This is a genomic window from Tannerella forsythia, from assembly GCF_003860135.1.
Lineage (GTDB): Bacteria > Bacteroidota > Bacteroidia > Bacteroidales > Tannerellaceae > Tannerella > Tannerella forsythia_A.
This window is the reverse complement of the sequence record NZ_RQYN01000022.1, coordinates 19,955-44,617: the sequence shown is the minus strand read 5'-3', so window position 1 is coordinate 44,617 and position 24,663 is coordinate 19,955. Positions and strand designations below refer to the sequence as shown.

15 protein-coding genes and 1 riboswitch are annotated in these 24,663 nt (G+C 49.4%); of the genes, 14 read left to right on the top strand and 1 reads right to left on the bottom strand.

Annotated features, from left to right (window positions below):
• Nucleotides 1-286 precede the first annotated feature (286 nt).
• A riboswitch (cobalamin riboswitch) is annotated at nucleotides 287-493 on the top strand.
• 38 nt (nucleotides 494-531) lie between these two features.
• From EII41_RS07225 to EII41_RS07215, 3 genes are read left to right on the top strand one after another with little or no spacing between them, the layout of a single operon-like run.
• Nucleotides 532-2,544: a TonB-dependent receptor plug domain-containing protein gene (locus EII41_RS07225; RefSeq protein WP_124790041.1), complete on the top strand. Its 2,013-nt coding sequence runs from the start codon at nucleotides 532-534 to the stop codon at nucleotides 2,542-2,544.
• 36 nt (nucleotides 2,545-2,580) lie between these two features.
• The gene (locus tag EII41_RS07220) at nucleotides 2,581-3,681 is read left to right on the top strand and encodes a YncE family protein (protein WP_124790040.1); all 1,101 of its coding nucleotides are present in this window, start codon (nucleotides 2,581-2,583) and stop codon (nucleotides 3,679-3,681) included.
• Between the two features lie 23 nt (nucleotides 3,682-3,704).
• Nucleotides 3,705-4,844, top strand: a complete 1,140-nt coding sequence (locus tag EII41_RS07215; RefSeq protein ID WP_124790039.1) for an ABC transporter substrate-binding protein — start codon at nucleotides 3,705-3,707, stop codon at nucleotides 4,842-4,844.
• A 2-nt stretch (nucleotides 4,845-4,846) separates the two neighbouring features.
• Here EII41_RS07215 and EII41_RS07210 read toward each other — a convergent pair whose 3' ends face one another.
• On the bottom strand, nucleotides 4,847-7,699 hold the full coding sequence (locus tag EII41_RS07210; RefSeq protein WP_124790038.1) for a trypsin-like serine protease: 2,853 nt from the start codon (nucleotides 7,697-7,699) through the stop codon (nucleotides 4,847-4,849).
• Nucleotides 7,700-7,996: 297 nt separating this feature from the next.
• Here EII41_RS07210 and rpmH point away from each other — a divergent pair, with 297 nt between their 5' ends.
• The 11 genes from rpmH to EII41_RS07155 all read left to right on the top strand — a co-directional run bounded on the left by rpmH (nucleotide 7,997) and on the right by EII41_RS07155 (nucleotide 24,661).
• Nucleotides 7,997-8,152 (top strand): 50S ribosomal protein L34, encoded by a 156-nt coding sequence (gene rpmH / locus EII41_RS07205; RefSeq protein ID WP_014226357.1) that lies wholly within the window; start codon nucleotides 7,997-7,999, stop codon nucleotides 8,150-8,152.
• A gap of 153 nt (nucleotides 8,153-8,305) precedes the next feature.
• A complete protein-coding gene (locus EII41_RS07200) occupies nucleotides 8,306-8,932 on the top strand; it encodes a PASTA domain-containing protein (protein ID WP_260425516.1) in 627 nt (208 codons plus the stop codon).
• Nucleotide 8,933: 1 nt separating this feature from the next.
• Nucleotides 8,934-10,004, top strand: a complete 1,071-nt coding sequence (locus EII41_RS07195; RefSeq protein WP_124790036.1) for an RluA family pseudouridine synthase — start codon at nucleotides 8,934-8,936, stop codon at nucleotides 10,002-10,004.
• A 17-nt stretch (nucleotides 10,005-10,021) separates the two neighbouring features.
• On the top strand, nucleotides 10,022-11,014 hold the full coding sequence (locus tag EII41_RS07190; protein WP_124790035.1) for a D-alanine--D-alanine ligase: 993 nt from the start codon (nucleotides 10,022-10,024) through the stop codon (nucleotides 11,012-11,014).
• Nucleotides 11,015-11,074: 60 nt separating this feature from the next.
• Nucleotides 11,075-12,241 (top strand): 1-acyl-sn-glycerol-3-phosphate acyltransferase, encoded by a 1,167-nt coding sequence (locus EII41_RS07185; protein ID WP_124790034.1) that lies wholly within the window; start codon nucleotides 11,075-11,077, stop codon nucleotides 12,239-12,241.
• Complete coding sequence (locus EII41_RS07180; RefSeq protein WP_124790044.1) at nucleotides 12,238-12,888, top strand: redox-sensing transcriptional repressor Rex; 651 nt, start codon at nucleotides 12,238-12,240, stop codon at nucleotides 12,886-12,888. Before EII41_RS07185 ends, EII41_RS07180 begins: the two co-directional genes overlap by 4 nt.
• A 4-nt stretch (nucleotides 12,889-12,892) precedes the next feature.
• Nucleotides 12,893-13,504, top strand: coding sequence for a fumarylacetoacetate hydrolase family protein (locus tag EII41_RS07175; protein ID WP_124751734.1), 612 nt, complete (start codon nucleotides 12,893-12,895; stop codon nucleotides 13,502-13,504).
• Nucleotides 13,505-13,526: 22 nt separating this feature from the next.
• The gene (porU, locus tag EII41_RS07170) at nucleotides 13,527-16,952 is read left to right on the top strand and encodes a type IX secretion system sortase PorU (protein WP_124790033.1); all 3,426 of its coding nucleotides are present in this window, start codon (nucleotides 13,527-13,529) and stop codon (nucleotides 16,950-16,952) included.
• A 1,476-nt stretch (nucleotides 16,953-18,428) separates the two neighbouring features.
• Nucleotides 18,429-19,268: a class I SAM-dependent methyltransferase gene (locus EII41_RS07165; RefSeq protein ID WP_124790032.1), complete on the top strand. Its 840-nt coding sequence runs from the start codon at nucleotides 18,429-18,431 to the stop codon at nucleotides 19,266-19,268.
• Between the two features lie 211 nt (nucleotides 19,269-19,479).
• On the top strand, nucleotides 19,480-21,597 hold the full coding sequence (locus tag EII41_RS07160) for a glycoside hydrolase family 97 protein (protein ID WP_124790043.1): 2,118 nt from the start codon (nucleotides 19,480-19,482) through the stop codon (nucleotides 21,595-21,597).
• 19 nt (nucleotides 21,598-21,616) lie between these two features.
• The gene (locus EII41_RS07155) at nucleotides 21,617-24,661 is read left to right on the top strand and encodes a SusC/RagA family TonB-linked outer membrane protein (RefSeq protein ID WP_124790031.1); all 3,045 of its coding nucleotides are present in this window, start codon (nucleotides 21,617-21,619) and stop codon (nucleotides 24,659-24,661) included.
• Nucleotides 24,662-24,663: the final 2 nt, after the last annotated feature.

Below are 24,663 nucleotides of genomic sequence, written 5' to 3'. Positions count from 1 at the left end.
CGACATCCGGACCTTGTTCGCAGGGCTGAAGGCCTGAATGAAATTCATTATGATTTGTTCTATTGCGGAATCTGGGTTTAACCTCGAACGATCATTCGGCTACGTTCGATTTTCAGGATACCGCACCAAGAGTATTCCGATAAGCATCGGTTTTGAAACCGATGCTTATCGGATTTTTTTTTCTGCCTATCGGATTTTTTTCGATGCTTATCGGATTTCACTCCCATAGCTTTCTTCTTCTTACTTTATTTTTATTCGTTTTGTACATAATTCTCGATTTTATGATACCTTTGCATCTGATTTCGGTGTAGCCGCGATGCTTTCGCATCCGGTTAGTAAAAGGGAATCCGGTGAAAAGCCGGAGCTGTACCCGTAGCCGTAAGTTCTTAACGCCTCGGCACATCTATCCGCCACTGGTTCTACAAGAGCCGGGAAGGCAGCCGACTACAAGGAGGAACGAGCCGGAAAACCTGCCGGAATCGGGTATTCAGACGTTTCGGGTCAAAACGCCTGACATAAGACAGATTGCGTATGTATATCGACGGAAAAAGTAGAAAGATGCAGGGAATCATCTTCATGCTTGTATGGTTTTTCGTCACGGCAAGTGCTCAGGAACGTGACACGATGCCGGAGAGGAGAATCGACGAGGTGACGGTGTCGGCTCATCGTATGCCCCGACAGATGACAGCTACCGTTCCGGTACAGGCCATCAGCGGCGAGAAGATCAAGACACTCGGCTTGCAGAACATAGCCGACGCGGTGCGACGCTTTGCCGGTACTACCGTACGCGACTACGGCGGCATCGGCGGAATGAAAACGGTATCGGTTCGCAGCCTTGGCGCGCATCACACAGCCATCAGCTACGACGAGGTAGCCGTCAGCAACTGTCAGGCCGGGCAAATCGATATCGGGCGTTTTTCGCTCGATAACGTTTCGATGCTTTCGCTCTCGGTCGGACAGGAGGAAGAACTGCTCCGCTCGGCACGCATGGCGGCCTCGGCCGCCGTCTTAAGCATCCGTACCGAGACACCCCGGTTTATCGGCAAACGGAAATACAGTCTGCAAGCCAACGTGCGCGCCGGCTCATTCGGTCAATTCCATCCGTTTCTACGGGCCGCTTTCCAAGCGAGTAAGCAGACCATCGTTTCCCTCGACGGTCATTTCCTGAGAGCGGACGGTACCTATCCGTTTATCCTCAAGAACGGAGCCTTAAGGACGCGTGAGAAGCGATATAATTCCGATATCGTCGCATGGCACAGCGAGGCAAACGTTTTCCATTCCTTCGGCAACACCTCCGATCTGAACATCAAAGCATATTACTACCACTCCGAACGCGGTCTGCCCGGAGGAGTCATCCTCTATAACAATGATAATCGCGAACGGCTGTGGGACGAAAACTTTTTTGCACAAACCTCGTACAAAAATCATTTTTCCGACCAATGGTCGATGCAGGCACAACTTAAATACACCTACTCCTGGAACAAATACGAAGATACGGATGTTAAATATGAAAACGGAAAGCAGATCGATTTGAATACGCAGAACGAATATTACGCCTCGGCTACGGCACAGTTCAATGCCACGGACCATCTCCGATTCTCTCTGGCACAGGATGGAGCAATCAATACGCTGAACAATAACATCAACGAGAATCCATCCCCCCTACGCTACACTTCGCTGACGGCTCTGCGTGCGCATTTCCACCGAGGAGTACTGACCGTAAACGGGACGTTGCTTTACACGTTCGTCACCGAAGAAGTGAAACGCGGAGACCGTCCGGCCGACCGCAAAAAGCTGACTCCTTCGCTGTCGCTCACCTGCCGACCGTTCGCTACGCACCATTTCTACGTCCGTGCCTTGTATAAAAAGACGTTTCGTGTCCCCACGTTCAACGACTTGTACTACCTGCGACTCGGAAATACGGGACTTCGCCCCGAACTCGCCGACGAATACAACGTCGGACTTACATGGAGCGGAACGCCGTCCCTGCCTTTTCTCGACCATCTCAGCCTGACCGTCGACGGCTATTACAACGAAGTACGTGATAAAATCGTCGCTTTCCCTTCGACCTACGTATGGAAGATGGCGAACTTCGGAGAAGTTAAAATCACGGGATTAGACCTCAACGCCTCGGCCGGTGCTCCCGTCACCGAGAAGATCCGGCTTGCTCTCAACGGGAGTTACACGTATCAGCGTGCCATCGACCGAACGGACCCGGAGGCAAAGAACTATAACCAGCAGATCCCCTATACGCCACGTCATTCGGGCAGTGGAGCCGTGACCGTCGAAACGCCGTGGGCAAATGTTGCCTACACGCTCGTAGCCGTCGGCAAACGGTATTACCTGAAACAAAATATCCCCGTAAACCGTATCGACGGATATGCGGAACACACGCTCGCCGTCTCTCGCCTTTTCCGGCTGCGCTCGTGTGAAGTTCGGGTGCAGGCCGAATGCGTAAACTTTACGAATGAACAGTATGACATCATTAAATATTATCCGATGCCCGGACGATCATTCAGGGCAACGGTTTCAATCAAATTATAACCAACATTTTTATTAACCCCATAAATAAAGAAAAGAATGGAAAAAAGAAATTTAAAAATCAGAAGTTTATTATTCAGCGTATGCTGTATGTTGGCCATCGGCCTTTCGTTTACCTCGTGTGATAACGATGAAGATGATCCCTTGATCGACACCGGATCGACTTTGACTCTTCCCAAAACGCGTGTGTTTATCCTGAATGAAGGAATAGACAAACTAAACAATGCCGGTATGGCTTTTTACGCGCCGAATAAAGATGCCGATTTTATTGCCGATATTTTTATGAAACAAAATAAAAAAGGACTCGGCGATACGGGACAGGACCTCATTCTATACAAGAATCATATGTATGTATCCGTTTTTGGTTCTCAATTATTACTGAAACTCAATTCTGCCGGCGTTGAAGAAAAGCGTCTGGCCTTTTCTAAAGGCGATGGTGCTCCGCGCCAGTTAGTAGCGGATAACGGAAAGATTTATGTGACGCTGTATAGCGGAAAGGTCGCTAAAATCGATGCGACAACACTCGACATAGAAGGATATGTTGAAGTCGGAAAAAACCCCGAAGGAATTGCTGAGGATAACGACTGGATTTACGCCGTTAACTCCGGTCACGGTAAAGATTCTACGATGACCGTTATCGACAAAAAAGCGTTCGCCGTATCGAAAACTATTATCGTAGCCAAGAATCCTCAAAGAGTACTTGAATCCGAAGGACAAATTTTTGTTCAGGGCTATGGTCCTGATTATAGCTATCCCGTACAGAAAGTCGATGTAGCCAAAGGAATGGTTACAACGATTGCAAACGCTACGCATCTTTGCGAACACAATGGAATTATTTATATGGTCTACGGCGATACAGACTGGAGCTCCAAACCTTATAAAACAACCAATACATTCTCCAGTTATAACGTAAAAACGGGTACACTGAACAAAACGAATTTCCTGACCAATATGCCGGAGAAACTGGGAAAAACGAGTGTTTACATGATGGAAGTGAACCCGAATAACGGCGATATCTATATCGGTACATCGAGCTTTACCGAAAACGGCACGATCTATCGCTTCGACCGTAACGGCAAATTTATCGAGCAGTTTGAATCGGGCGGTATCAATCCGAACCATGCCGTATTCTTTAACTGATCGTTTCTGAAGAACAAAAACCAATGATACGCATTTGCTTCTGCCTATTATGGTTATTCCTCTGCCTCACGTCCGGCTGTAACGTGGGGCAGAGCTCTTCTTCAGCAACCGGAGGAGAGAAAGCTCCTTCAGCCGATTCGATAAGATATGCCGCGGGATACACCATAACCGCATACGATGGTTACACGAAAGTCGAAGTACGCGACCCATGGAACGAAGGACGTCTGCTGCAACGTTACCTGCTTATCCCCCGCGACGCTCAACAGCCTGACGGACTTCCTCAAGGAACAATCATCCGTGTGCCGGTAAAGAACATGGTTATTTATACCTCCGTACATTGCGCTATTATCGATGAGCTGGGTGCTTCAGACCGTATTGCCGGCGTGTGCGAATCACGTTATATCGATGTGCCGGCCGTTCGAGCCGGTTTGCAAAGCGGGACAATCATCGATCTCGGCGAAGCGACATCACCTAATATCGAAAAGATGGTGGAGATCGGTACCGAGGTAGTGCTTGCTTCTCCTTTTCAGAACGGCAGTTACGGGCCGGTCGAAAAGATCGGGATTCCCATTGTCGAATGTGCGGATTATATGGAAGCCGACCCGCTCGGACGGGCGGAATGGCTCAAGTTCCTCGGACTGCTGACCGGACACTCGGCACGTGCCGATTCTTTGTTCCGTGAAACCGAAACAAACTACCTGCGCATAAAATCGCTGGCTGAAGATGTCACGCACCGTCCGACGTTGTTGACCGGCATGAAGTTCGGCACACCGTGGCATGTCCCGGCCGGAGAGAGCTACATGGCGCATATCTTTCGCGATGCCGGCGCCGATTACCTCTTTCGCGACCTGCCCGGCACCGGCAGTTCTCCGCTTTCATTCGAAACCGTACTCGACCGTGCAATCCATGCCGATTACTGGCTGATCCATTACAATAAGCCCACAGACATGACCTACGCCGATTTACAATCCGAATACAGTCCTTACAATCGATTCGACGCTTTCCGCGAACGCCATGTTTACGGATGTAACACGAACTCTTCGCTTTACTACGAACAAGTGCCGATACACCCCGACTACCTACTGGCGGAACTGATTGCCATCTTTCATCCGGATCGAATGCCCGGCTATCGGTTTCGTTACTTTGCTCCGCTTGGCGAATAAACTTACTTTCTGATGCCGCGAACAACGTTGGTACCGCCGTCGATCGTATAGATACGTATCAAATACATCCCCGAAGGAAGCGCATGCGTATCGAGTACTCCGCCGGGACGATCTGCCTGCAAACGAAGCCAGCCGTCGACGGTATAAAACTCGATACGCTTCACCCTTTCGGCACCTTTCAAATGCAACTGTTCGGTAAATACCGTAGGATAAATCGTCACTTCTTCGGCTCCCGGCACATTGCTCATCGGTATAAATTCCACTCCTTTACTCCATACGCTCTCCGCATTTCCGTACAATGCCGAAACCTGATAGATCACCGGTTTGACATGGGTCTTCGGGTCGATATAACGGGTAGGTACCGCCGACACCGTGGCGATCTTCATCTGATCACGGTAAATATGATATCCGGTGACCTGAGGGAAAGCATACGGTTGCAAACTGCGCATCGAAACCGTATCGGGTCCTGTTTCTGCGATCTGTGCTTTGCGGATGCGAACCGCCTCCGTAGCCGCGGTCGAAAGCAGTTGCGGCGTTGATACTTCGGATGAGTATGCAGTGGGCAACTCGCCACTTTTGGAGCTGACAACGGCAGCGATGAAAAAGTTAAAATTAAAGTTATGCGCATCAGGGCCGCTATGAAGCGTTTTCCAAGTCTTACCGTCGTATGAGTAGAGATCTCCTTTCCCGTCGATAGCCGGGCCTTGGTCGCATACGGCAGGATAATTCGTACTGCTGGCTGACAGCTCCGATACGTAAATTGCCACCGTCAACGGTTGTGTTCCGTTGATAACGAAAGGAGTCGTCAGCTTGATGATGTTCGTCCTGCGGTAGGTTACATCCACGATTTTCTGTCGATAACTGCGGTTTCCCTGTACGATATAGATTTCGTAAGTGTTATTCTGAATCGGGATAAACTTCACATCCGTAATCGTTTTCAGGTGTAGCGGCATGATTTCGTCCTTCGTCCATGCCTGTCCGAAATAGAAAGGCTTCGTTTCGCCTTCTTTATTCATATTCACCTCATATTTCGAGTTCTCTCCACCCCAATAAATCGTTTGTTCGTATACGGGCATATCCCACACGACAGCCGCTTTTCCGGCCGACGTACGTGTAACCTTCACATGCTCGGGCGCCTTATATTCGGTCAAAGCCAGAGAAGAGGTGATCGATGAAGACTCATTGCCGTTCGCATAGACTGCCGTCACGGCATACGTCACCGCTCCGGCCGGCGGCGATTGATCGATGTATGAGCGAGCCTTTGTCTCCTCGATCTTGGTGTTGTTCCGATAGACGCGATACCCTTGAGGGATACCCGACGCGGGAGCGTCCCATGCCAGTGCGACCGTCCCGGTCTGATAGGTCGAGCGAAGATTCGAAGGCGGCATCAGCAACGTGTGATAACGTCCCTCCAGTACTTCGACACCGCTTTTTCTGGGATCTAAGAACTGATCCATATGAGAGTGCGGCTGATCCATGTACTTATTCCAATGGTAACTCATTTTCCCGTACAGATTCAAGCCATCCGGTTTGGCACACGTTGAACTTCCGCCCGTCAGCGTCCCGACAATCAGCTTATTCGTATTAAATAGCGGTGATCCGGACGATCCGTCTTCCGTCACGCCATGCCCGTTGCGCGTCTTAATAAAGGTCACGTTCCAATGCGCATGCGTATCGCCTTTAATGCCATTGTTCGAGAGGAATGTGCTGTGTGTGCCAGGCTTGCCATACGTCGAAATCTTTTTATAATCTCCTTTCGGGTGATGGATGCAGACGCCGGACTGCGGAGCCTGATTACGCCGATCCCAGCCGTTATAGTAAACGTTATAATCTTTCGGTACCGGGGTATTGAGCAGTAACAGCAAGCCGTCGGACTGTCCGTTGGTAAGCGTGTATGCCATGCGTTTACAGCCTGTCAGCGTTTTCGATCCGACAGCAGGCGAACTCGTATTGCACCCGCTCTGCTCCATGTGGAAATAAAAGAGCCACTGTTCCAAATCCGCATCGGAAGCCACCGTGTTTTTTTCGGTAGAGCAGTGCATGGCCGTCAAGACATAAGGCTTCAAGTCTTGTGCCGTATTATTGATCAACGAGCCGGTGCAGATATAGCTTTTCGTGCCGATACGTTGAATCGTATGGCAGACACCTTTTTTCTGGTTTTGCCACGCGTCGCCCTCTTCGCAATGGATATTGACTTCGCAGGGACCGGAAGATCTGGTTCCGCGCCGTAGCTGAAGCCCCCCCTGCTCCGTTACCGACAAGTGATTATAACCGTAACCCACAGCTTCGATCTCGATACGAGGCAGCTGACCATCGGGTCCCTTGACGTACTCCAATGTCACGGCATCACCCGACACGAACTCGGTCGCAAAACGTCCACCGGACGGATGCGTCGCGTGCGTGTAAGCACCGAGAATTTGAGTCTTCTCCGCGTTATAAAGAAAAAGTTTTCCTCCCTTAGGAATGTAAAAGTCGGAATAATAAAGCATCAGTGCAATCGCATCTTCGGCCCTCAATTCCAACTGCCAGATTTCCTGACCATCGGGCAACATACTCCACTTCCCTGAGTTTTCCGGGTTCAGGGCGACCTCAATCAGCGTCGAAACACATAAAGGCGCCAGTCCTTGACTTTCCTGCCAACGATCGACTTGCTTCATATCTTCCACACTGAAAGTGACGGGAATCTCCCTTACGGCGGACTTACTGCGCAGCGTTGTCTGATAACGAAAACTCGGCGGTGTTCCTCCTTCACTTATCTGTGCGCTTCCGCCGGTTACGACACCAATCCATATCCCGATCGATGTGATGATCTGGCGAAATCTCTTAGGGCTTCTTCTTATGATGCTTCTTATCATCTATTCTCAACTGAAAAGTAAATGGTTATATTCTTTGTTTCAAGCGCACAAAGGTAGGCGATTTTCCGGAATGTTCAAATTTTTGCAAGACATCCGGACAGACCTTAACCATCGGACAAAGAACAATACGAGAATAATAAAAAACACGTTAACCGTGACAGTAAAAGCCACATGGCCTCTGTGTATCGTGGCCCCCTTTTTCGAAAAAAAAGCGTTGGGCTATTTGCTTCGATAAAAAAAATCGTTTATCTTTGCAGCCCGATTCACGACAATAATAACTAAAAACAAGATAGTAAGATGAAAAGAACATTTCAACCTTCGAACCGTAAAAGAAAGAATAAGCACGGATTTCGTCTGAGAATGTCGACGGCTAACGGACGCCGTGTATTGGCTTCGCGTCGGGCTAAAGGACGGAAAAGACTGACCGTTTCGGACGAATATCCGAAGTTTTGATAAACGATTCGTTTAAACGCATTGACCAGAGAAGGTAAAAGTTTCCGAGACGAAACTTTTACTTTCTTTTTTTGTGCATATCCTCGTTTTTGCCTACTTTTGCCTGCCAAGATGCAAATAAGTTTCAAGAACATACGCGAACCGTTCATGCGCATGCCGATTGTTTTGCATGTACTTTTAATCGTGGGAGTGCTTTGCCTCCTATCAGCCATCACATTGCAAGCATTAAAGGGCTATACGCTTCACAATCAAGCCATCGTTGTACCGGATGTAAAAGGATTGCAACTTGAAGAGGCATCTACGTTTTTCGAGAACAACGATTTGCGTTATACGGTAATCGACTCTGTCTATACGAAGGATGTTCCGCCCGGTGCCATTTACGAGATGGTACCCGGTGCCGGATCGAGAGTGAAAGAAGGACGCATCATCTTCGTGACGTTGAATGCCCGGACGGTCCAAACGGCATCCGTACCTGATGTCGCTGATCTCTCTTTCCGTCAGGCTTATGCTTTGTTACAATCGAAAGGATTCACCTCTATCGATATTTTATACGTGCCGGGACGTTATCGCGATTTGGCGCTCAGCGTCGAATTGCGAGGCCAACCATTGAAACCCGGCGAACGAGTACCCGTAGCTGCTCAGCTTGTACTGAAGGTCAGTGATGGAGGTTCCGCTCCCGATGCCGCATCGGGCGATTCGATTGATACGCCTCCCCCCCCCCCGCGTCCCCATACGGAAGAAACAACGACCACATCGTCGGAAAACGAAAAATGGTTTTAAGATGGATGATTGGGGAATACCGGACGACGAACAGACAGATGCGTTTTTTGAACCCGAAGACGAGTTCGAAGGATCACAGGCATACGAACATTTCCGTTTTGTAGCCGATAAAAAGCAGACTCCGATTCGCATCGACAAATTTCTGACCGACCGTCTGCCACATACGAGCCGCAACCGCATCCAACAAGCTGCTGAGGCAGGATATATCCTCATCGACGGACAGCCCGTCAAAAGCAACTACCGTGTCAAGCCTTCGGACGTCATCTCGATTGTCATGTCGTATCCACGCCATGAGACGGAAATCGTGCCGGAAAATATTCCGCTCGATATCGTCTACGAAGACGAAGACTTGCTCATCGTTAATAAACCCGCCGGGCTGGTAGTACATCCCGGACACGGGAACTATACAGGCACCCTTGTAAATGCGCTGGCTTTTCATCTCAAAGATCATCCGCACTACGACCCGTCCGATCCGCGACTGGGACTTGTACATCGCATCGACAAAGATACTTCCGGACTGTTGGTCATCGCCAAAAAGCCGGAAGCCAAAACCGATCTCGGACGACAGTTTTTCAACAAGACCACCCAACGTAAATATGTCACTCTCACATGGGGCATTCTGAAAGAGGATGAAGGACGCATCGAAGGGAACATCGGTCGTGATGTGCGCGACCGATTAAAAATGTGCGTATTCCCCGATGGCGAACAAGGCAAGCCCGCTGTCACGCACTATCGCGTGCTTGAGCGACTGGGCTACGTGAGTCTCGTGGAATGCCGACTCGAGACAGGACGCACCCACCAGATTCGTGTGCACATGAAGCATCTCGGCTATCCCGTCTTCAACGACGCGCGTTATGGCGGAGATCAGATATTGAAAGGACAACACTTCTCGCGATACAAGCAGTTTATTCAAAACTGTTTCGCCGTCTGCCCGCGTCAGGCGCTGCACGCCCAAACACTCGGATTCATACATCCTTCGACAGGAAAAGAGATGTTTTTCGAAGCTGAGCTTCCGGACGATATGCGGCAACTTACGGAGAAATGGAGAATTTACAGCTCAACTTACGGATAAAGAAAGAATTGTATAACATGAAGAAGATTATTGCCATCGTCGCCGGAGGCTATTCCCGTGAATACGACGTTTCGCTCAGAAGCGCCCAAGGGCTGGATCAATTCATCGATCAAACAAAGTACGACGTATATCACGTACTCTTGACACGCAACGAGTGGAACGTCAGACTCCCTGACGGATCGATGCAGCCGATCGACCGCAACAATTTCAGTTTTAGTCAGAACGGTGAAACTGTAACTTTCGACTTTGCCTATATCACGGTACACGGCACACCCGGCGAAGACGGACGCTTGCAAGGCTATTTCGATATGCTGCAAATCCCTTACTCTTCGTGCGGCGCACTGGCCAGTGCACTGACATTCAACAAATATACGTGCACACAATTTCTGAGAGGACAGGGCGTGAGGGTGCCCGACGCTCTTCGGATTCGCCGCGGACAGACCTTGCCGACGGAAACCATCGTGGAACAGCTCGGACTGCCGGTCTTTGTAAAACCCAATGATGGCGGAAGCAGCCTCGGCACAACAAAAGTCAAAGACCCCGTACGCATGCAGGATGCTATTCACGAGGCTTTCGGCGAAGGAGACGAAGTCATTATCGAACGATTCGTACCGGGTATCGAGGTGACGTGCGGATGCTATAAAACAGCCGAAAAAGAAGTCGTTTTCCCTCTGACCGAAGTCGTTACAGACAACGAATTTTTCGATTACGGTGCCAAATACAACGGTGAAGTGCAGGAGATCACGCCCGCACGCATCCCCGACGAGATCGCTGAGTCGATTCGGAAGGAAACGCTACGAATCTATGACCTCGTCGGAGCAAAAGGCATCATCCGTGCCGACTTCATCATTCCCTCGGACGGAGAACCCGTCATGCTCGAAATCAATACTACTCCGGGAATGACGTCTACCAGTTTTATTCCCCAGCAAGTACGCGCTGCCGGACTAAACATGACCGACGTGATGACCGAAATCATCGAGAACGAATCAAAACAAATAACAAAAAGATGATTTGAACAATAGTTGTAACATTTTAGTTGTAAGTTTATTTAGGTGAATCTCGGAAGAAATATGGACAAAAAAGAACACTCGTATAATTTTGACGACATACGCCCGCTGAATGACAACGAGGTGGAGCAAGCGATCGAAGAGCTGGCGTCATCGGAAGGGTTGCAGCGTGCGTTACGTTTCATCAAACCGGAGTTGGATTGGGAAGCATTCGTGGCCACCATGCGATCGTGCAAAACGAAAGCGCAATTCAAGTCTACGATCGGCTACAAGGCCGTGATGGATGTAGCCCGCCTCAGCACTTTTTCATTGACCATCTCCGGACGGAGCCGGCTGGCTCAACAAACCCCGTGTACCTTTATCTCCAATCACCGCGACATCGTACTTGACGCGGCCTTCCTCAACGGATTGCTCTACGAAATCGGATACGACATGACACAAATCGCCATCGGTGACAACTTGCTTATTCATCCGTGGATCGACACCGTCGTACGTCTGAACAACAGTTTTATCGTCAAGCGGAATGTTCCGGTGCGTCAAGTACTCGAAGACAGCCGGAAATTATCCGCCTATATCCGCCATACCCTCGAAGTCACGAAAGAATCGATCTGGATCGCCCAACGCGAAGGACGTGCGAAAGACTCGGACGACCGCACCCAGAGTAGCGTCCTGAAGATGCTTTGCATGGCCGGCGAAAGCAATGATTTACTGACGAATCTCATGACGCTAAATATCGTACCTATCGCTATTTCGTACGAGTACGATCCATGTGATTACCTTAAAGCGCAGGAGTTTCAATTAAAGCGGGATCATCCGGATTATGTAAAAAGCAAACGCGATGACTTACTGAACATGGAAACCGGCATTCTGGGAGACAAAGGACGCGTACATTTCACCATCGGTACTCCCCTGAACGGCACACTGAAAAATTTCGACCGCGACATGGGGCGCAATGAACTGATTGCAGCGGTCGCACATGCCATAGACCGCGACATCTATGCCCACTACCGCTTTTACCCTTGTAACTACGTGGCTTACGATATGCTCTACCGAACGATGCGTTTTCGCGACCATTACGACAGGCGCGATTCAATGCGCTTCGAGGCCTACCTTCAACAGCAACTGAACAAAATCGATATTCCGGATAAGGACGAAACGTTTCTGCGTACCAAGATGCTGGAAATGTACTCCAACCCGCTTAAAAACCATTGGGAGTACAAACAGGGATGACAGGCGACGAACAAAAACATGCCGGAAGAGTGCCGGAACCGACCTTGCGCAGACTACCGTGGTATCTCGCATTCCTTAAACTGCTGAGAGGGTGTGGCGAAGTATCCGTATCATCGACCCAGATCGGCAAGGAGATCGGCGTCGACCCCAGTCAGGTAGCGAAAGACCTCTCGTTTGTGAATATTTCGGGAAAGACCCGTGTCGGCTACGAAATCGATGCGCTTATCGATATTCTCGAAAACTTCCTCGGCTTCACACGTCAACACAAGGCTTTCCTATTCGGAGTCGGACGGCTGGGGGCTGCCCTGATGCGCGACTCGGGACTCAATCAATACGGGATGGATATCGTGGCCGGCTTCGACGTGCGTCCTCATGTAATCGGTACGTCTATCGACGGTATCCCCGTGTTCCATATCGATGATTTTGAAACCAAGCAGAAAGAATACGACGCGACGATCGCCATCATCACGGTGCCCGTCGAAGTGGCACAGCAAGTAACCGACCGAATCCTGACCGGAGGCATCCGCGCTTTGTGGAATTTTACGCCGTTCCGAATCCGCGTGCCGGAAAACGTCGTCGTACAAAACACCTCGATTTACGCTCATTTGGCGGTGATGTTCAACCGCCTGAACTCACTTAACCCTTGAACAGATGAAAGTTTTTGCCGTCGGGATGAATTATGCCGCCCACAATAAAGAGCTGCATCATTCGTTAGATTTATCGGAGCCTGTGATTTTTATGAAAGCCGACTCGGTGTTGAAAGACGGAAAACCGTTCTTCATCCCCGACTTCTCGGACGAAGTCCATTACGAGACGGAAGTCGTCATAAAAATCTGCCGGCTGGGTAAAAACATCGACGAACGGTTTGCTCCGCGCTACTACGACGAGGTGACGGTAGGTATCGACTTTACCGCACGCGACCGGCAACGGGAATTGCGCGACAAAGGGCTGCCGTGGGAGCTTAGCAAAGCCTTCGACCATTCGGCGGCAGTCGGTGAATTCGTCCCTCTCAACACACTGGGCGACATTCAGCAACTGGCTTTCCGACTCGACAAGAACGGACAGACGGTTCAGCAAGCCAACACGTGCAGCATGCTCTTTCCGGTCGACCGGATCGTAGCGTATGTGAGCCGCTTTTTTACCCTGCGCATGGGCGATCTCATCTATACGGGTACCCCCGCCGGGGTCGGACCGGTACAGATTGGCGACCATCTGGAAGGCTTCCTCGGGAACCGGAAGGTACTCGACTTTTATGTACGTTAAAAACAAAGAGGAAGAAAAAAATATGAGGCGAACGATAGCTGTTTTATGCGCCGTTTTATTAGCTTGCAATCTTGTACGGGCAGACCGAAGCCTGTATGCAACGAGTTCCGTCTTGTCGAAAGGGAGATGGGTAAAAATCCGCGTCAGCGACGACGGCATCTATAAACTAACCTATTCAGACCTGAAAGCCATGGGGTTTTCCGACCCGTCGAAAGTATCGGTACATGGCTACGGAGGCTGGATACTCGATGAAGATTTTTCTAAACCCTATATAGATGATGTCCCCGCAACAGCCATATATCGCGGAACGGATTATATCCTCTTCTACGGACGCGGGCCGGTGAAGTGGAGCTACGACAGCCGCCAATCTGTGTTCGTTCACGAAAATAATCCGTATGCGATGCACGGATACTATTTCGTGACCGACGCAACGGATACGCACGACATGGGCACGACCCCATCTCAAGGCAATCCTTCACGCAACGTAACGACTTTCGACGAACGCTTGCTCCACGAAGTAGATCGGGAGTTCTTGCAAAAAGACGGGCAGACCGGCTCCGGCCGAGAACTGTTCGGCGAGAGTTTCACCAGCGTACTGTCTCAAAACTTCCCCTTCTCCATGCCGGGTATCACCGGCGATGAAGGTAAGGTGACCCTCCGCTTCGTAGCCTATACGGGGGTTACCGGAGAAGGAACCGTCACGCTCTCCGTCGACGGGCAGCAATTGCTCAACGGAATCATTCCTCATGACAAAGAAATATATACAAAAGCGGGTGAGTTTGTGAAAACAGGCGCATGGCAAGGCACCAAAAGTGAAAACCCGAAAGTGACCGTAACATACAATAAACCTTCCGCACCGAGCTTTCTGGACTATATCCGCCTGCAAGCCCGGCGGACCCTCCAACCCTACGGCGCTTATACGTTCTTTCGCGATGTACAGTCGATGCGGGAAGCATCGCAGTTCATCATTCGGAACGCTACATCCGATATGGCCGTGTTCGACGTGACGGACGGCGTGAAGGTGACGCGGATGGAAGCCTCGCTCAACGGATCCGAGCTGTCGTTTTCCATCCCGGCAAGTCGTACGACATTGCGCGAGTTCGTGCTTGTCGACCTCTCCAAATCATTCCCCAAGCCCGAAACGGTCGGTGAAGTCACAACACAAAACCTGCACGCCCTTCCGCAAACGGATATGGTGATTCTCGCGCCGCCGGCATTCGTTGCCGAGGCCGAACGACTGGCCGCAGCCCACCGCCGTAAGCGTGACAGCATCAGTGTAATCGTCGTCACCCCAGAGCAGGTGTACAACGAATTTTCAAGCGGCACACCCGATGCCACGGCGATCCGCCGTTTTATGAAAATGTTTTACGATCGACGCACCTCAGAGGCCGACGCACCGAAGTATCTGCTGCTCTTCGGCGACGGAGCGCACGATAACCGCCAGCTCTCCTTGGCATGGAAATCGATCGATATGAGCAACTTTCTGCTTACATTCCAGACACAATATTCGTTGGGAGGAAATAGCAGCAGTGGTGCTGATGCGGAAACGTATGTTACCGACGACTATTTCGGTTTTTTACGTGACAGCAGCGGAAGCGATATTGGTGGAAGTTATGTCGATTTGGGGATCGGGCGTTTTCCGGTACGCACCATTAATCAGGCAAAAGCCGTCGTAGACAAAGTAATCCGCTACATCGAAACCCCTGCTTACGGCAGTTGGAAAAACCAGCTCTGCTTTATTGCCGACGATGGAAATAGTAGTAAATATGATCAATATACTACTAAGCACATGAGACAGTCCAATCAACTGGCAAAGAAGATAGAAGACAACCATCCGGCATATATCACGAACAAACTGTTTTTCGATGCGTTCAAAAAATCGAGTCTGGGTAGTAGCGGGTCGTATCCCGATGTGGAAAAGAACATTCAAAAATTGCAACGGCAAGGGGTGATGCTGATCAACTATACGGGTCACGGCAATGCCGAGGCGTTAAGCGACGAGCACGTGATTACGCAAAGCATGATCCGGCAATACACCTATCCGCATCTACCTCTGTGGATTACCGCTTCGTGCGACTTTACGCCGTTCGATCATACGACGACCTCGGCCGGCGAAGATGTCTTCCTGACCGAAAAAAGCGGAGGAATTGCACTAATCACTACTTCGCGCGTAGCATACGACACGCCCAACTTTGAAATCAATTCTTTATTAATATCTAATCTATTCAAGAAGAACAAGGGACGCCGGATGACATTAGGCGATATAATGAAAATAACAAAAAACGGATATCGGAGATTTTACAACCGCTGCTTCGTCTTAATTGGAGACCCGGCCCTTGCACTCGCCTATCCGGAATACGGAATGCATGTGACCGAAATCAACGGCAAAGCCGTTTCGGAAACATCCGTCAACTTTAAAGCGTTAGACCGGGTAACTATATCCGGAGAAGTGACCGGTGCAAACGGCACAGTCTTCACAAACTTCAATGGCCAAATGACAGCCGTGATACTCGACAGCCAGCAAGAAATTACGACCCTCGATAACAACCGAAAAGGCAACAAATTCACTTATAAGGACTATCCGAATACGATCTATAAAGGCAATGCGATCGTTGAAAACGGTAAGTTCACATTTTCCTTTATCGTACCTGCCGATATCTCCTACACGAATGGCCCCGGAAAAATGAGCCTTTATGCCTACGACGAAACGAACGGCCTCGAAGCCAACGGAGCCTTCCTCAAATACACGGTGGGCGGTACGGCCGGTCAAATCGAAAAAGATACCGTCAAGCCGGAAATCCGCATGCTGTACCTGAACGACAGCACCTGGACGGACGGACACGACACGAACGAAACGCCTCTGTTCGTGGCCAAGGTATGGGACAAGAGCGGGATCAACATCACCGGCAGCAGCATCGGGCATGATATCATGCTAACAATCGACAACAATCCGTTGCTCAGCTATAACCTGAACAGTTACTATACGAATGTGGCCGGTAGCGAGGGCGAAGGGATTATCAAATTTCCGATCCCTGCGTTACCCGAAGGAAAGCATACGGCCGAATTCAAAGTCTGGGATATCTTCAATAACTCGACGACGAAAACTTTTACGTTCAACGTCGTCAAAGGCCTGAAGCCGTTCCTTTCCGGACTGACGGCCGGCCCCGTGCCCGCACGCGAAAAGGTAACGTTCTACCTCTATCATAATCGCCCCGAATCGAAGATCGACGCAACCATCTACGTGTACGATTTGAGCGGACGCCTGTACTGGAAACATGAGGAGATCGGTTCGTCCGACTTGTCCAAAGCCTACACCGTAACGTGGGATTTGACGAGCAGCAACGGTACACGCCTCCGGCCGGGAATTTATCTCTATCGCGCCGTGATCCGTTCGGGCAACTCGGCCGAAGCAACATTGGCAAAGAAAATGATTATTCTGGCAAAATAAAGAGTCATATCCATCAGATGGAACGTTATCATTGGAGGTGTTACAAATTCTTTTTTAGCAGAAGACGACAAAATGGAAAATAATCCTTTTTTTAGTGCATAGGATATATAAAGATGATACACACAATCAAAAATCACTCAACCAAGAAGCATATCAGTTTCCTACTTTTTTCCTTGATCAACATTCTTTTTGCAGTTAAGTATTTTTCGAGATATACAAGCTACTATGTATGGATGGTTGCCATTCTATGTATATTTCATACACTTCTGTTCTATAAAGGAAAAGAACTCCTCCGGTTTATCCGTCAGAAAGATACGTTTATCGGTATTTTATGGCTCGTTTTCTTTTGTATCGGATGTATCTTTGTTTGGGAGAAAATACCTGTAGAATCATTGAATGTTGATCGATGGAGCGTAATCACCTCTTTTTGGAATAATTATTTCAGCGATCAGTACGTATATTACGCCCAGTCTCATCTGGGGAATTATCCGGGCCCAATGCCTTTTTATTTTATCTTGGCACTTCCTTTTTATCTCATCGGAGAATTGGGATTTCTTTCGCTTTTAGGAATTCTTGTCTTTTATGGATTGATCAAATACATGAAAGTAGCGTCTCCTTATCCTGTCTTATTCATACTATTGATAACCACTTCTCCTTTTTATCTTTGGGAAGTACTGGTAAGAAGCAATATTTTTCTGAATGCCGTCCTTATAGCATGCTCGCTAATCTTATTTTTCAGAATTAAGAATTACGCGTCTCTGAAAAATCAATTATTTATCGGAGGAATAATCGGTTTGCTTTTGTCTACCCGAAACGTATTTGCGCTCTGCTATATCATCTTTTTTCTGCATACCATCAGAACCGGACAGCTATCTCTGAAATCGGCAATAAAGATCGGAGCGATATCCGTCCTCATTTTTATCTCTACATTTTTACCTTTTGTAATAGGATTCCGGGATGACTTTCTGCAAATGAATCCATTTATCATTCAATCATCTTTTTTGATGCCGTTCGGATGGGTGGTGACTGCAATTCTTTGTTCTTGTTTCATGTTTCTGTTTTGCAAGCAAAATGCGGATGTCTTTTTTTACAGCGGAGTGATCTTGTTTATAACGATTATGCTGCATTTTGTGTATCATGCCCTCAGCACATCGGTCTATATCTCTCTGATTCAAGAATCATCCATCGATGTGTCTTACTTTATCCTGTGTATTCCGTTCTTTTTATATTACCTTCTGTATGAACAATCGGATCAACCGGACATTTGTATGGAAAGTCATCTTCCATTAAATAAATCAAGCTAAAATCGGTTAGCTACCTTCCGAAGGGAGATCTCTTTCTCTCCACAGGCAGAGCCTTTCTAACATTTCAGAAAATCAAATGAGATAGACCCTCTTCCCTACCCTATCGGTTTGCGGGATTTATCTGTAATCATTAGCTTTGCCGCCGCATATCCAAAATATAACAGTTAAAAATATGAGTACACACGCTATCCTTCGATGGTTTTATTATCGAATCCCGCCACGCGGACGACTGGTCTTAAGACGATTGTATTATCTTCCGGGCGACTTGTTCGCCAAACGAGATGTCATGATACCCCCCAAAGGCATGATTTTTATCGGCAGCGGCGACTTTGTCGAACAGGGAAAACTCCAACGGGAAACCATTCTCCGACACACCGGCATGCAACCTGATGCGGCCGTGCTCGATGTCGGCAGCGGTATCGGTCGGTTAGCTGTTGCCATGACAGACTATCTGAATGCCGATGGCCGATTCGAAGGGTTTGATCTCGTGAAAAAAGGGGTGAACTGGTGCCAGAAACATATTACCCCGAAGTACCCGAATTTTATCTTCAAGCATGTCGATTTAAAGAACGACTTATACAACCTGAGTACAGAGACAAGCGCTAAAGATTTCATTTTTCCGTATGAAGACAATCGGTTCGATGTCGTGACACTCTTCTCTGTTTTCTCTCACATGATTCCGGAAGACATTAACAATTATTTATCGGAGATTTATCGCGTCCTGAAAAAAGGAGGCTACTGTGTCGCAACTTTTTTCATCTTGGACGAAGAAGCCAAACGGAATATAGAAGCCGGACGTACCGGCGAATTTTCTTTCAAATACCGGCATGACGGATATGCGTACCTCGACGAAAAAGTAAAAGAGGCCAACGTCGCTTATGATCCGGAATGTTTATCGTCGATGATTACCAACAGTAAATTACAAATGGTTTGTATGGAACCCGGTCGATGGAGTGATCCACACCGTAAGACCGACCAGTTTCAGGACTTGATTATTTTACAAAAAATGTAAAAACATCTCCTTTGGTGTAAGTATTCGCATTGTTTTCATCATCATTCCATTTATATTTTTGCACTCTATAAAAACACACAAGCAACAAGGAAACAATATTTTACGAATTACATAAGACTTATTTTATTTATATTCCGCTTCATTCGAGAATATAACAGCTTTTAGGAGTATACCTTTGTTCCGATTATTAATTTTTATTGACATGAGGAGCATAAATCTACGAAAAAAGCTATTTTTTCTATTCTCTTTTCTTGTGTCCGCACCCTTTGTGATGCGTGCGGAAGAGTTGAAATCGCCGGACGGAAACTTGCTGATGCGTTTCGAGGTGAACGGCGAAGGTACCCCTGTTTATGAATTGATGTACAAACAGAAGCCGGTGATCAAACCGAGCAAACTCGGTCTCGAAATCGAAGGATTCTCGTTGCGTAAAGGATTTACGCTGAAAGACGTCGAAACCGCAACGTTCGACGAGACATGGACGCCTGTTTGGGGCGAAGTGAAAACGATACGTAACCATTATAACGAGCTGACCGCGACGCTTCATCAGGCAGACGGCGACCGCACCATGGTCGTACGCTTCCGCCTCTATGACGACGGACTGGGCTTTCGGTACGAATTTCCGCAACAGAAAAACCTGAATTACTTTGTCATCAAGGAAGAATATTCGGAATTCGCGATGACCGGCGATCATACAGCCTTCTGGATTCCGGGCGATTACGACACGCAAGAATACGACTACACGGAATCGCGCCTGACGGAGATACGCGGACTGATGCAAACGGCCGTCACACCGAACACGTCCCAGACGCCCTTCTCTCCTACGGGCGTACAAACGGCCCTGATGATGAAATCGCAGGATGGACTTTACATCAACTTACACGAGGCGGCGCTTGTCGATTACCCGTGTATGTCGCTCAATCTCGACGATCAAACACTGACATTCCAGTCGTGGCTAACCCCCGACGCACAAGGAAAAAAAGGATATATGCAAACGCCGTGTCACACGCCGTGGCGTACGGTCATCGTCAGCGACGACGCACGTCGTATCCTCGCCTCTCATCTGACTCTCAACCTGAACGAACCGTGCAAACTCGACGATGTGTCATGGATTCGTCCGGTGAAATACATCGGGGTATGGTGGGAAATGATTTCGGGACGCTCATCGTGGGCGTATACGAACGATCTGCCTTCGGTGCGGTTAGGCGTCACGGACTATACGAAAACGAAACCGAACGGTACGCATGCAGCGAATAACGAAAAAGTGCGCCGGTACATCGATTTTGCCGCACAGCACGGATTCGACCAGGTGCTTGTGGAAGGATGGAACGAAGGTTGGGAAGACTGGTTCGCCATGTCGAAAGACTACGTTTTCGATTTTGTGACACCTTATCCGGACTTCGACCTGAAAGGGCTGAACGAATATGCGGCTTCAAAAGGCGTGAAGTTAATGATGCACCATGAGACATCGGCTTCGGTACGGAACTACGAACGTCACATGGACAAAGCCTATCAGTTAATGAAAGATTACGGGTACAATGCCGTAAAGAGCGGCTATGTAGGCAACATCATTCCGCGCGGTGAGTATCACTACGGCCAGTGGATGATCAATCATTACCTCTATGCGGTACAAAAAGCGGCCGAATATCAGGTGATGGTCAATGCGCACGAAGCGGTACGTCCCACTGGGCTTTGCCGTACGTATCCGAACCTTATCGGTAACGAGTCCGCGCGCGGCACGGAATACGAGTCGTTCGGCGGGAACAAAGTCTTCCATACGACGGTGTTGCCGTTTACACGCCAGATCGGAGGACCGATGGATTACACGCCCGGTATCTTCGAAACACGGCTCGAAAAAGTAAACCCGGGCAATAACTCTTACGTACGTTCGACGCTCGCACGCCAATTGGCACTGTACGTGACGATGTACAGTCCGCTTCAGATGGCGGCCGACTTGCCCGAAAACTACGAACGCTTCATGGACGCGTTTCAATTTATAAAAGATGTAGCCATCGACTGGGACGAATCGAAATACCTCGAGGCCGAGCCGGGCGATTACATCACCGTGGCACGTAAAGCGAAAGGAACGAACAACTGGTTCGTCGGATGCACGACGGACGAGAACGGCCATACCTCGCGCCTTGCGCTCGACTTTCTGGATGCCGGTAAGAAATACACGGCCACGATTTATGCCGATGCCCCGGATGCCCATTACGAAAAAAATCCGCAGGCTTACACGATCAAACGCATGAACGTGACGAACAAAACGAAGCTGACCCTCAAAGCCGCACCCGGCGGAGGCTATGCCATCAGTATCATGGAACAGAAATAAAACCTAAAACAACAAGGATATGAATAAAAACAAGCTATTCTCTCGAAAGAGAAGTATCTGCCTGCTGCTTGTCGCGCTGCTTGTCGCGGCCGGCGGCTATGCGCAGAAGATAACGGTCAAAGGTACCGTTGTCGATGAGATGAACGAACCCGTCATCGGGGCGAATGTAGTGGAGAAAGGTACGATCAACGGAATCATCACCGATCTGGACGGTAATTTTACGCTGTCGGTCGATGAAAAGGCCGTGATCGTTGTTTCTTACATCGGTTACAAGCCGCAGGAGGTCAACGCCACGAAAGACCCCATGCGGATTATTTTACGAGAAGATTCGGAGATGCTCGAAGAAGTCGTCGTAATCGGATACGGTTCGGTAAAGAAAGACGATGCGACAGGCTCGGTGACAGCCATCAAGCCGGACAAAATGAACCGCGGACTGACGACGAACGCACAAGATTTGATGGCCGGGAAGATTGCCGGCGTGAATGTCGTATCGAGCGGCGGTACACCGGGCGGAGGCGCCACGATCCGTATCCGCGGCGGGTCATCGTTGAATGCCAACAACGATCCGCTGATCGTTATCGACGGGCTGGCCATGGACAACGACGGAGTCAAAGGGCTTTCCAATCCGCTCTCGATGGTTAACCCGAACGACATCGAAACCTTTACGGTGCTGAAAGACGCCTCGGCAACAGCCATCTACGGATCGCGCGCATCGAACGGTGTAATCATCATCACCACAAAGAAAGGCTCGCTCGAAGGCGGCAAGTCGAAAGTGCGCATTACGTACGACGGAAATGTCTCGATGAGTAACGCAAAAGACAAAATCGAAGTGATGAACGGCGACGAATACCGCGCGCGCATCAAGCAGCAATACGGCGAAAGCAGCGACGCATACAAGGCGCTGGGCAACGCGGACACCGACTGGCAGAAAGAAATCTATCGGACAGCCCTCTCGACCGACCATAACATCAGTCTGTACGGTGGTTTGGGTACGATGCCTTTCCGCGTATCGGTCGGTTATACGAACCAGAACGGTATCCTCAAAACGTCGAACTTCGAGCGGTACACCGCATCGCTCAACCTCTCTCCCTCGTTCTTCGACGGGATGTTGAAGCTGAACGGAAACCTGAAAGGGATGTACGCACAGTCCCGCTTTGCCGATGCCGGCGCGGTAGGTACGGCCACCCGCATGGATCCGACTCATCCGGTGATGGGCGAAGGCGAAGTTTACTCGAAATATTTCGGGGGCTATTTCCAGTGGACGAATGACGGAAAAGCGCTCAACGATCCGACATGGACGCTGACAAGCAACTCGCTGGCGCCGGGTAACCCCGTCTCGCTGCTGGAGCTCAAGAACGACCGTTCGAAATCGAAATCGCTCGTGGGCAATCTCGAGGTCGATTACAAGTTCCACTTCCTCCCCGATCTGCGTATCCACGCCAACGGAGGGATGGACCTCTCGACCGGAAAGCAGACGACGGACGTAAGTCCCTATTCGTTCACAAACAATTACTACGGCAGCTACGGCTTCGAGGAAATCGACAAGTATAATCTGTCGTTCAATACGTATTTGCAATATGTGAAATCGGAAGGCATTCACAACCTCGACGCTATGGTGGGTTACGAATGGCAACATTTTCATCGCGAGGGCAACAACCGCTATACGGGCTACTATCCGAAAACGAACACGATCAACCCCGGCAAAGAATATTCTCCGTCTCAAAAGGAATGGGCTTCGGAGAACTTCCTCGTTTCGTTCTTCGGACGTCTGAACTACACGCTGGCAGACAAGTATCTGTTTACGGCTACGGTTCGCCGCGACGGCTCTTCGCGTTTCCATAAAGATCATCGCTGGGGCACCTTTCCCTCGTTCGCTTTCGGTTGGAAGATGAAGGAGGAAGAATTCCTGAAAGACATCGACGTACTCTCCGACCTGAAGCTGCGTCTGGGCTACGGGGTGACCGGACAGCAGAACATCGGTTCGGATTATTCGTATTTCGCCTCTTACACGGCCAACAAAGGATTTGCCTATTATCCGATCGGCTACGGTCAGGGCGAGTCGTATCGTCCCGACGCGTATAACAAAGACTTGAAATGGGAGAAGACGACGACCTACAACGCCGGACTCGACTTCGGCTTTATGAACGGCCGTATCTCGGGGGCTGTCGATTATTATTATCGCAGAACGGACGACCTGATTAACTATGTCTATGTATCGGCCGGAACGAACTTCAAGAATCAGGTGAACGCCAATATCGGATCGCTCGAGAACCGCGGGGTCGAATTTTCGATCCATGGCAAGCCCGTCGTGCGGAAAGATTTCACATGGGACATCGGATTTAACCTGACGTATAACAAAAACAAAATCACGAAGCTCACAAGTGGCGACGGCGAAGGCTACTATGTTTCCACCGGAGGCATTTCGTACGGTACGGGAAATAAGGTACAGGCGCACGCCGTCGGTCATCCGGCATACGCGTTCTACGTATATCAGCAGGTATACGACGACAAGGGTAAACCGATCGAAAACCTGTTTGTAGATCGTAACGGCGACGGTATCATCAACGAGAGCGACAAGTATTTCTACAAAAAACCGACGGCCGACGTGCTGATGGGACTTTCGTCGAAGATGCTTTACAAGGCATGGGACTTCAGCTTTACGCTCCGCACGAGCCTGAACAACTACGTTTATAACGATGTAGAGTCGAACAGCAGTAATTTGAGCCAGTTGTATGCCCCGTCGGGATTCCTGATCAACCGTCCGACGATGGTACTCGAAAACAACTGGCAGGGCGAAGGCAACTTCTACATGTCCGACTATTTCGTGCAGAACGCGTCGTTCCTCAAGTGCGACAACATCACGCTCGGTTACTCGTTCAACCTGAAAGGGCTGGGCTCCGGACGCGTGTTCGCCGCCGTGCAGAACGTCTTTACGATTACCGGCTATAAAGGACTCGATCCGGAACTGATTACCGGTTCGGGCGCCGGCCTGAACTACGGTATCGACCGTGACCTCTATCCCCGTCCCCTTACCTCGTTGATGGGAGTAACATTGAATTTTTAATC

Bases quoted from the DNA above. Each gene is read 5' to 3' on its own strand.
- EII41_RS07225 (WP_124790041.1), top strand. From the start codon at position 532: ATGTATATCGACGGAAAAAGTAGAAAGATGCAGGGAATCATCTTCATG.
- EII41_RS07220 (WP_124790040.1), top strand. From the start codon at position 2,581: ATGGAAAAAAGAAATTTAAAAATCAGAAGTTTATTATTCAGCGTATGC.
- EII41_RS07215 (WP_124790039.1), top strand. From the start codon at position 3,705: ATGATACGCATTTGCTTCTGCCTATTATGGTTATTCCTCTGCCTCACG.
- EII41_RS07210 (WP_124790038.1), bottom strand. From the start codon at position 7,699: ATGATAAGAAGCATCATAAGAAGAAGCCCTAAGAGATTTCGCCAGATC.
- rpmH (WP_014226357.1), top strand. From the start codon at position 7,997: ATGAAAAGAACATTTCAACCTTCGAACCGTAAAAGAAAGAATAAGCAC.
- EII41_RS07200 (WP_260425516.1), top strand. From the start codon at position 8,306: ATGCCGATTGTTTTGCATGTACTTTTAATCGTGGGAGTGCTTTGCCTC.
- EII41_RS07195 (WP_124790036.1), top strand. From the start codon at position 8,934: ATGGATGATTGGGGAATACCGGACGACGAACAGACAGATGCGTTTTTT.
- EII41_RS07190 (WP_124790035.1), top strand. From the start codon at position 10,022: ATGAAGAAGATTATTGCCATCGTCGCCGGAGGCTATTCCCGTGAATAC.
- EII41_RS07185 (WP_124790034.1), top strand. From the start codon at position 11,075: ATGGACAAAAAAGAACACTCGTATAATTTTGACGACATACGCCCGCTG.
- EII41_RS07180 (WP_124790044.1), top strand. From the start codon at position 12,238: ATGACAGGCGACGAACAAAAACATGCCGGAAGAGTGCCGGAACCGACC.
- EII41_RS07175 (WP_124751734.1), top strand. From the start codon at position 12,893: ATGAAAGTTTTTGCCGTCGGGATGAATTATGCCGCCCACAATAAAGAG.
- porU (WP_124790033.1), top strand. From the start codon at position 13,527: ATGAGGCGAACGATAGCTGTTTTATGCGCCGTTTTATTAGCTTGCAAT.
- EII41_RS07165 (WP_124790032.1), top strand. From the start codon at position 18,429: ATGAGTACACACGCTATCCTTCGATGGTTTTATTATCGAATCCCGCCA.
- EII41_RS07155 (WP_124790031.1), top strand. From the start codon at position 21,617: ATGAATAAAAACAAGCTATTCTCTCGAAAGAGAAGTATCTGCCTGCTG.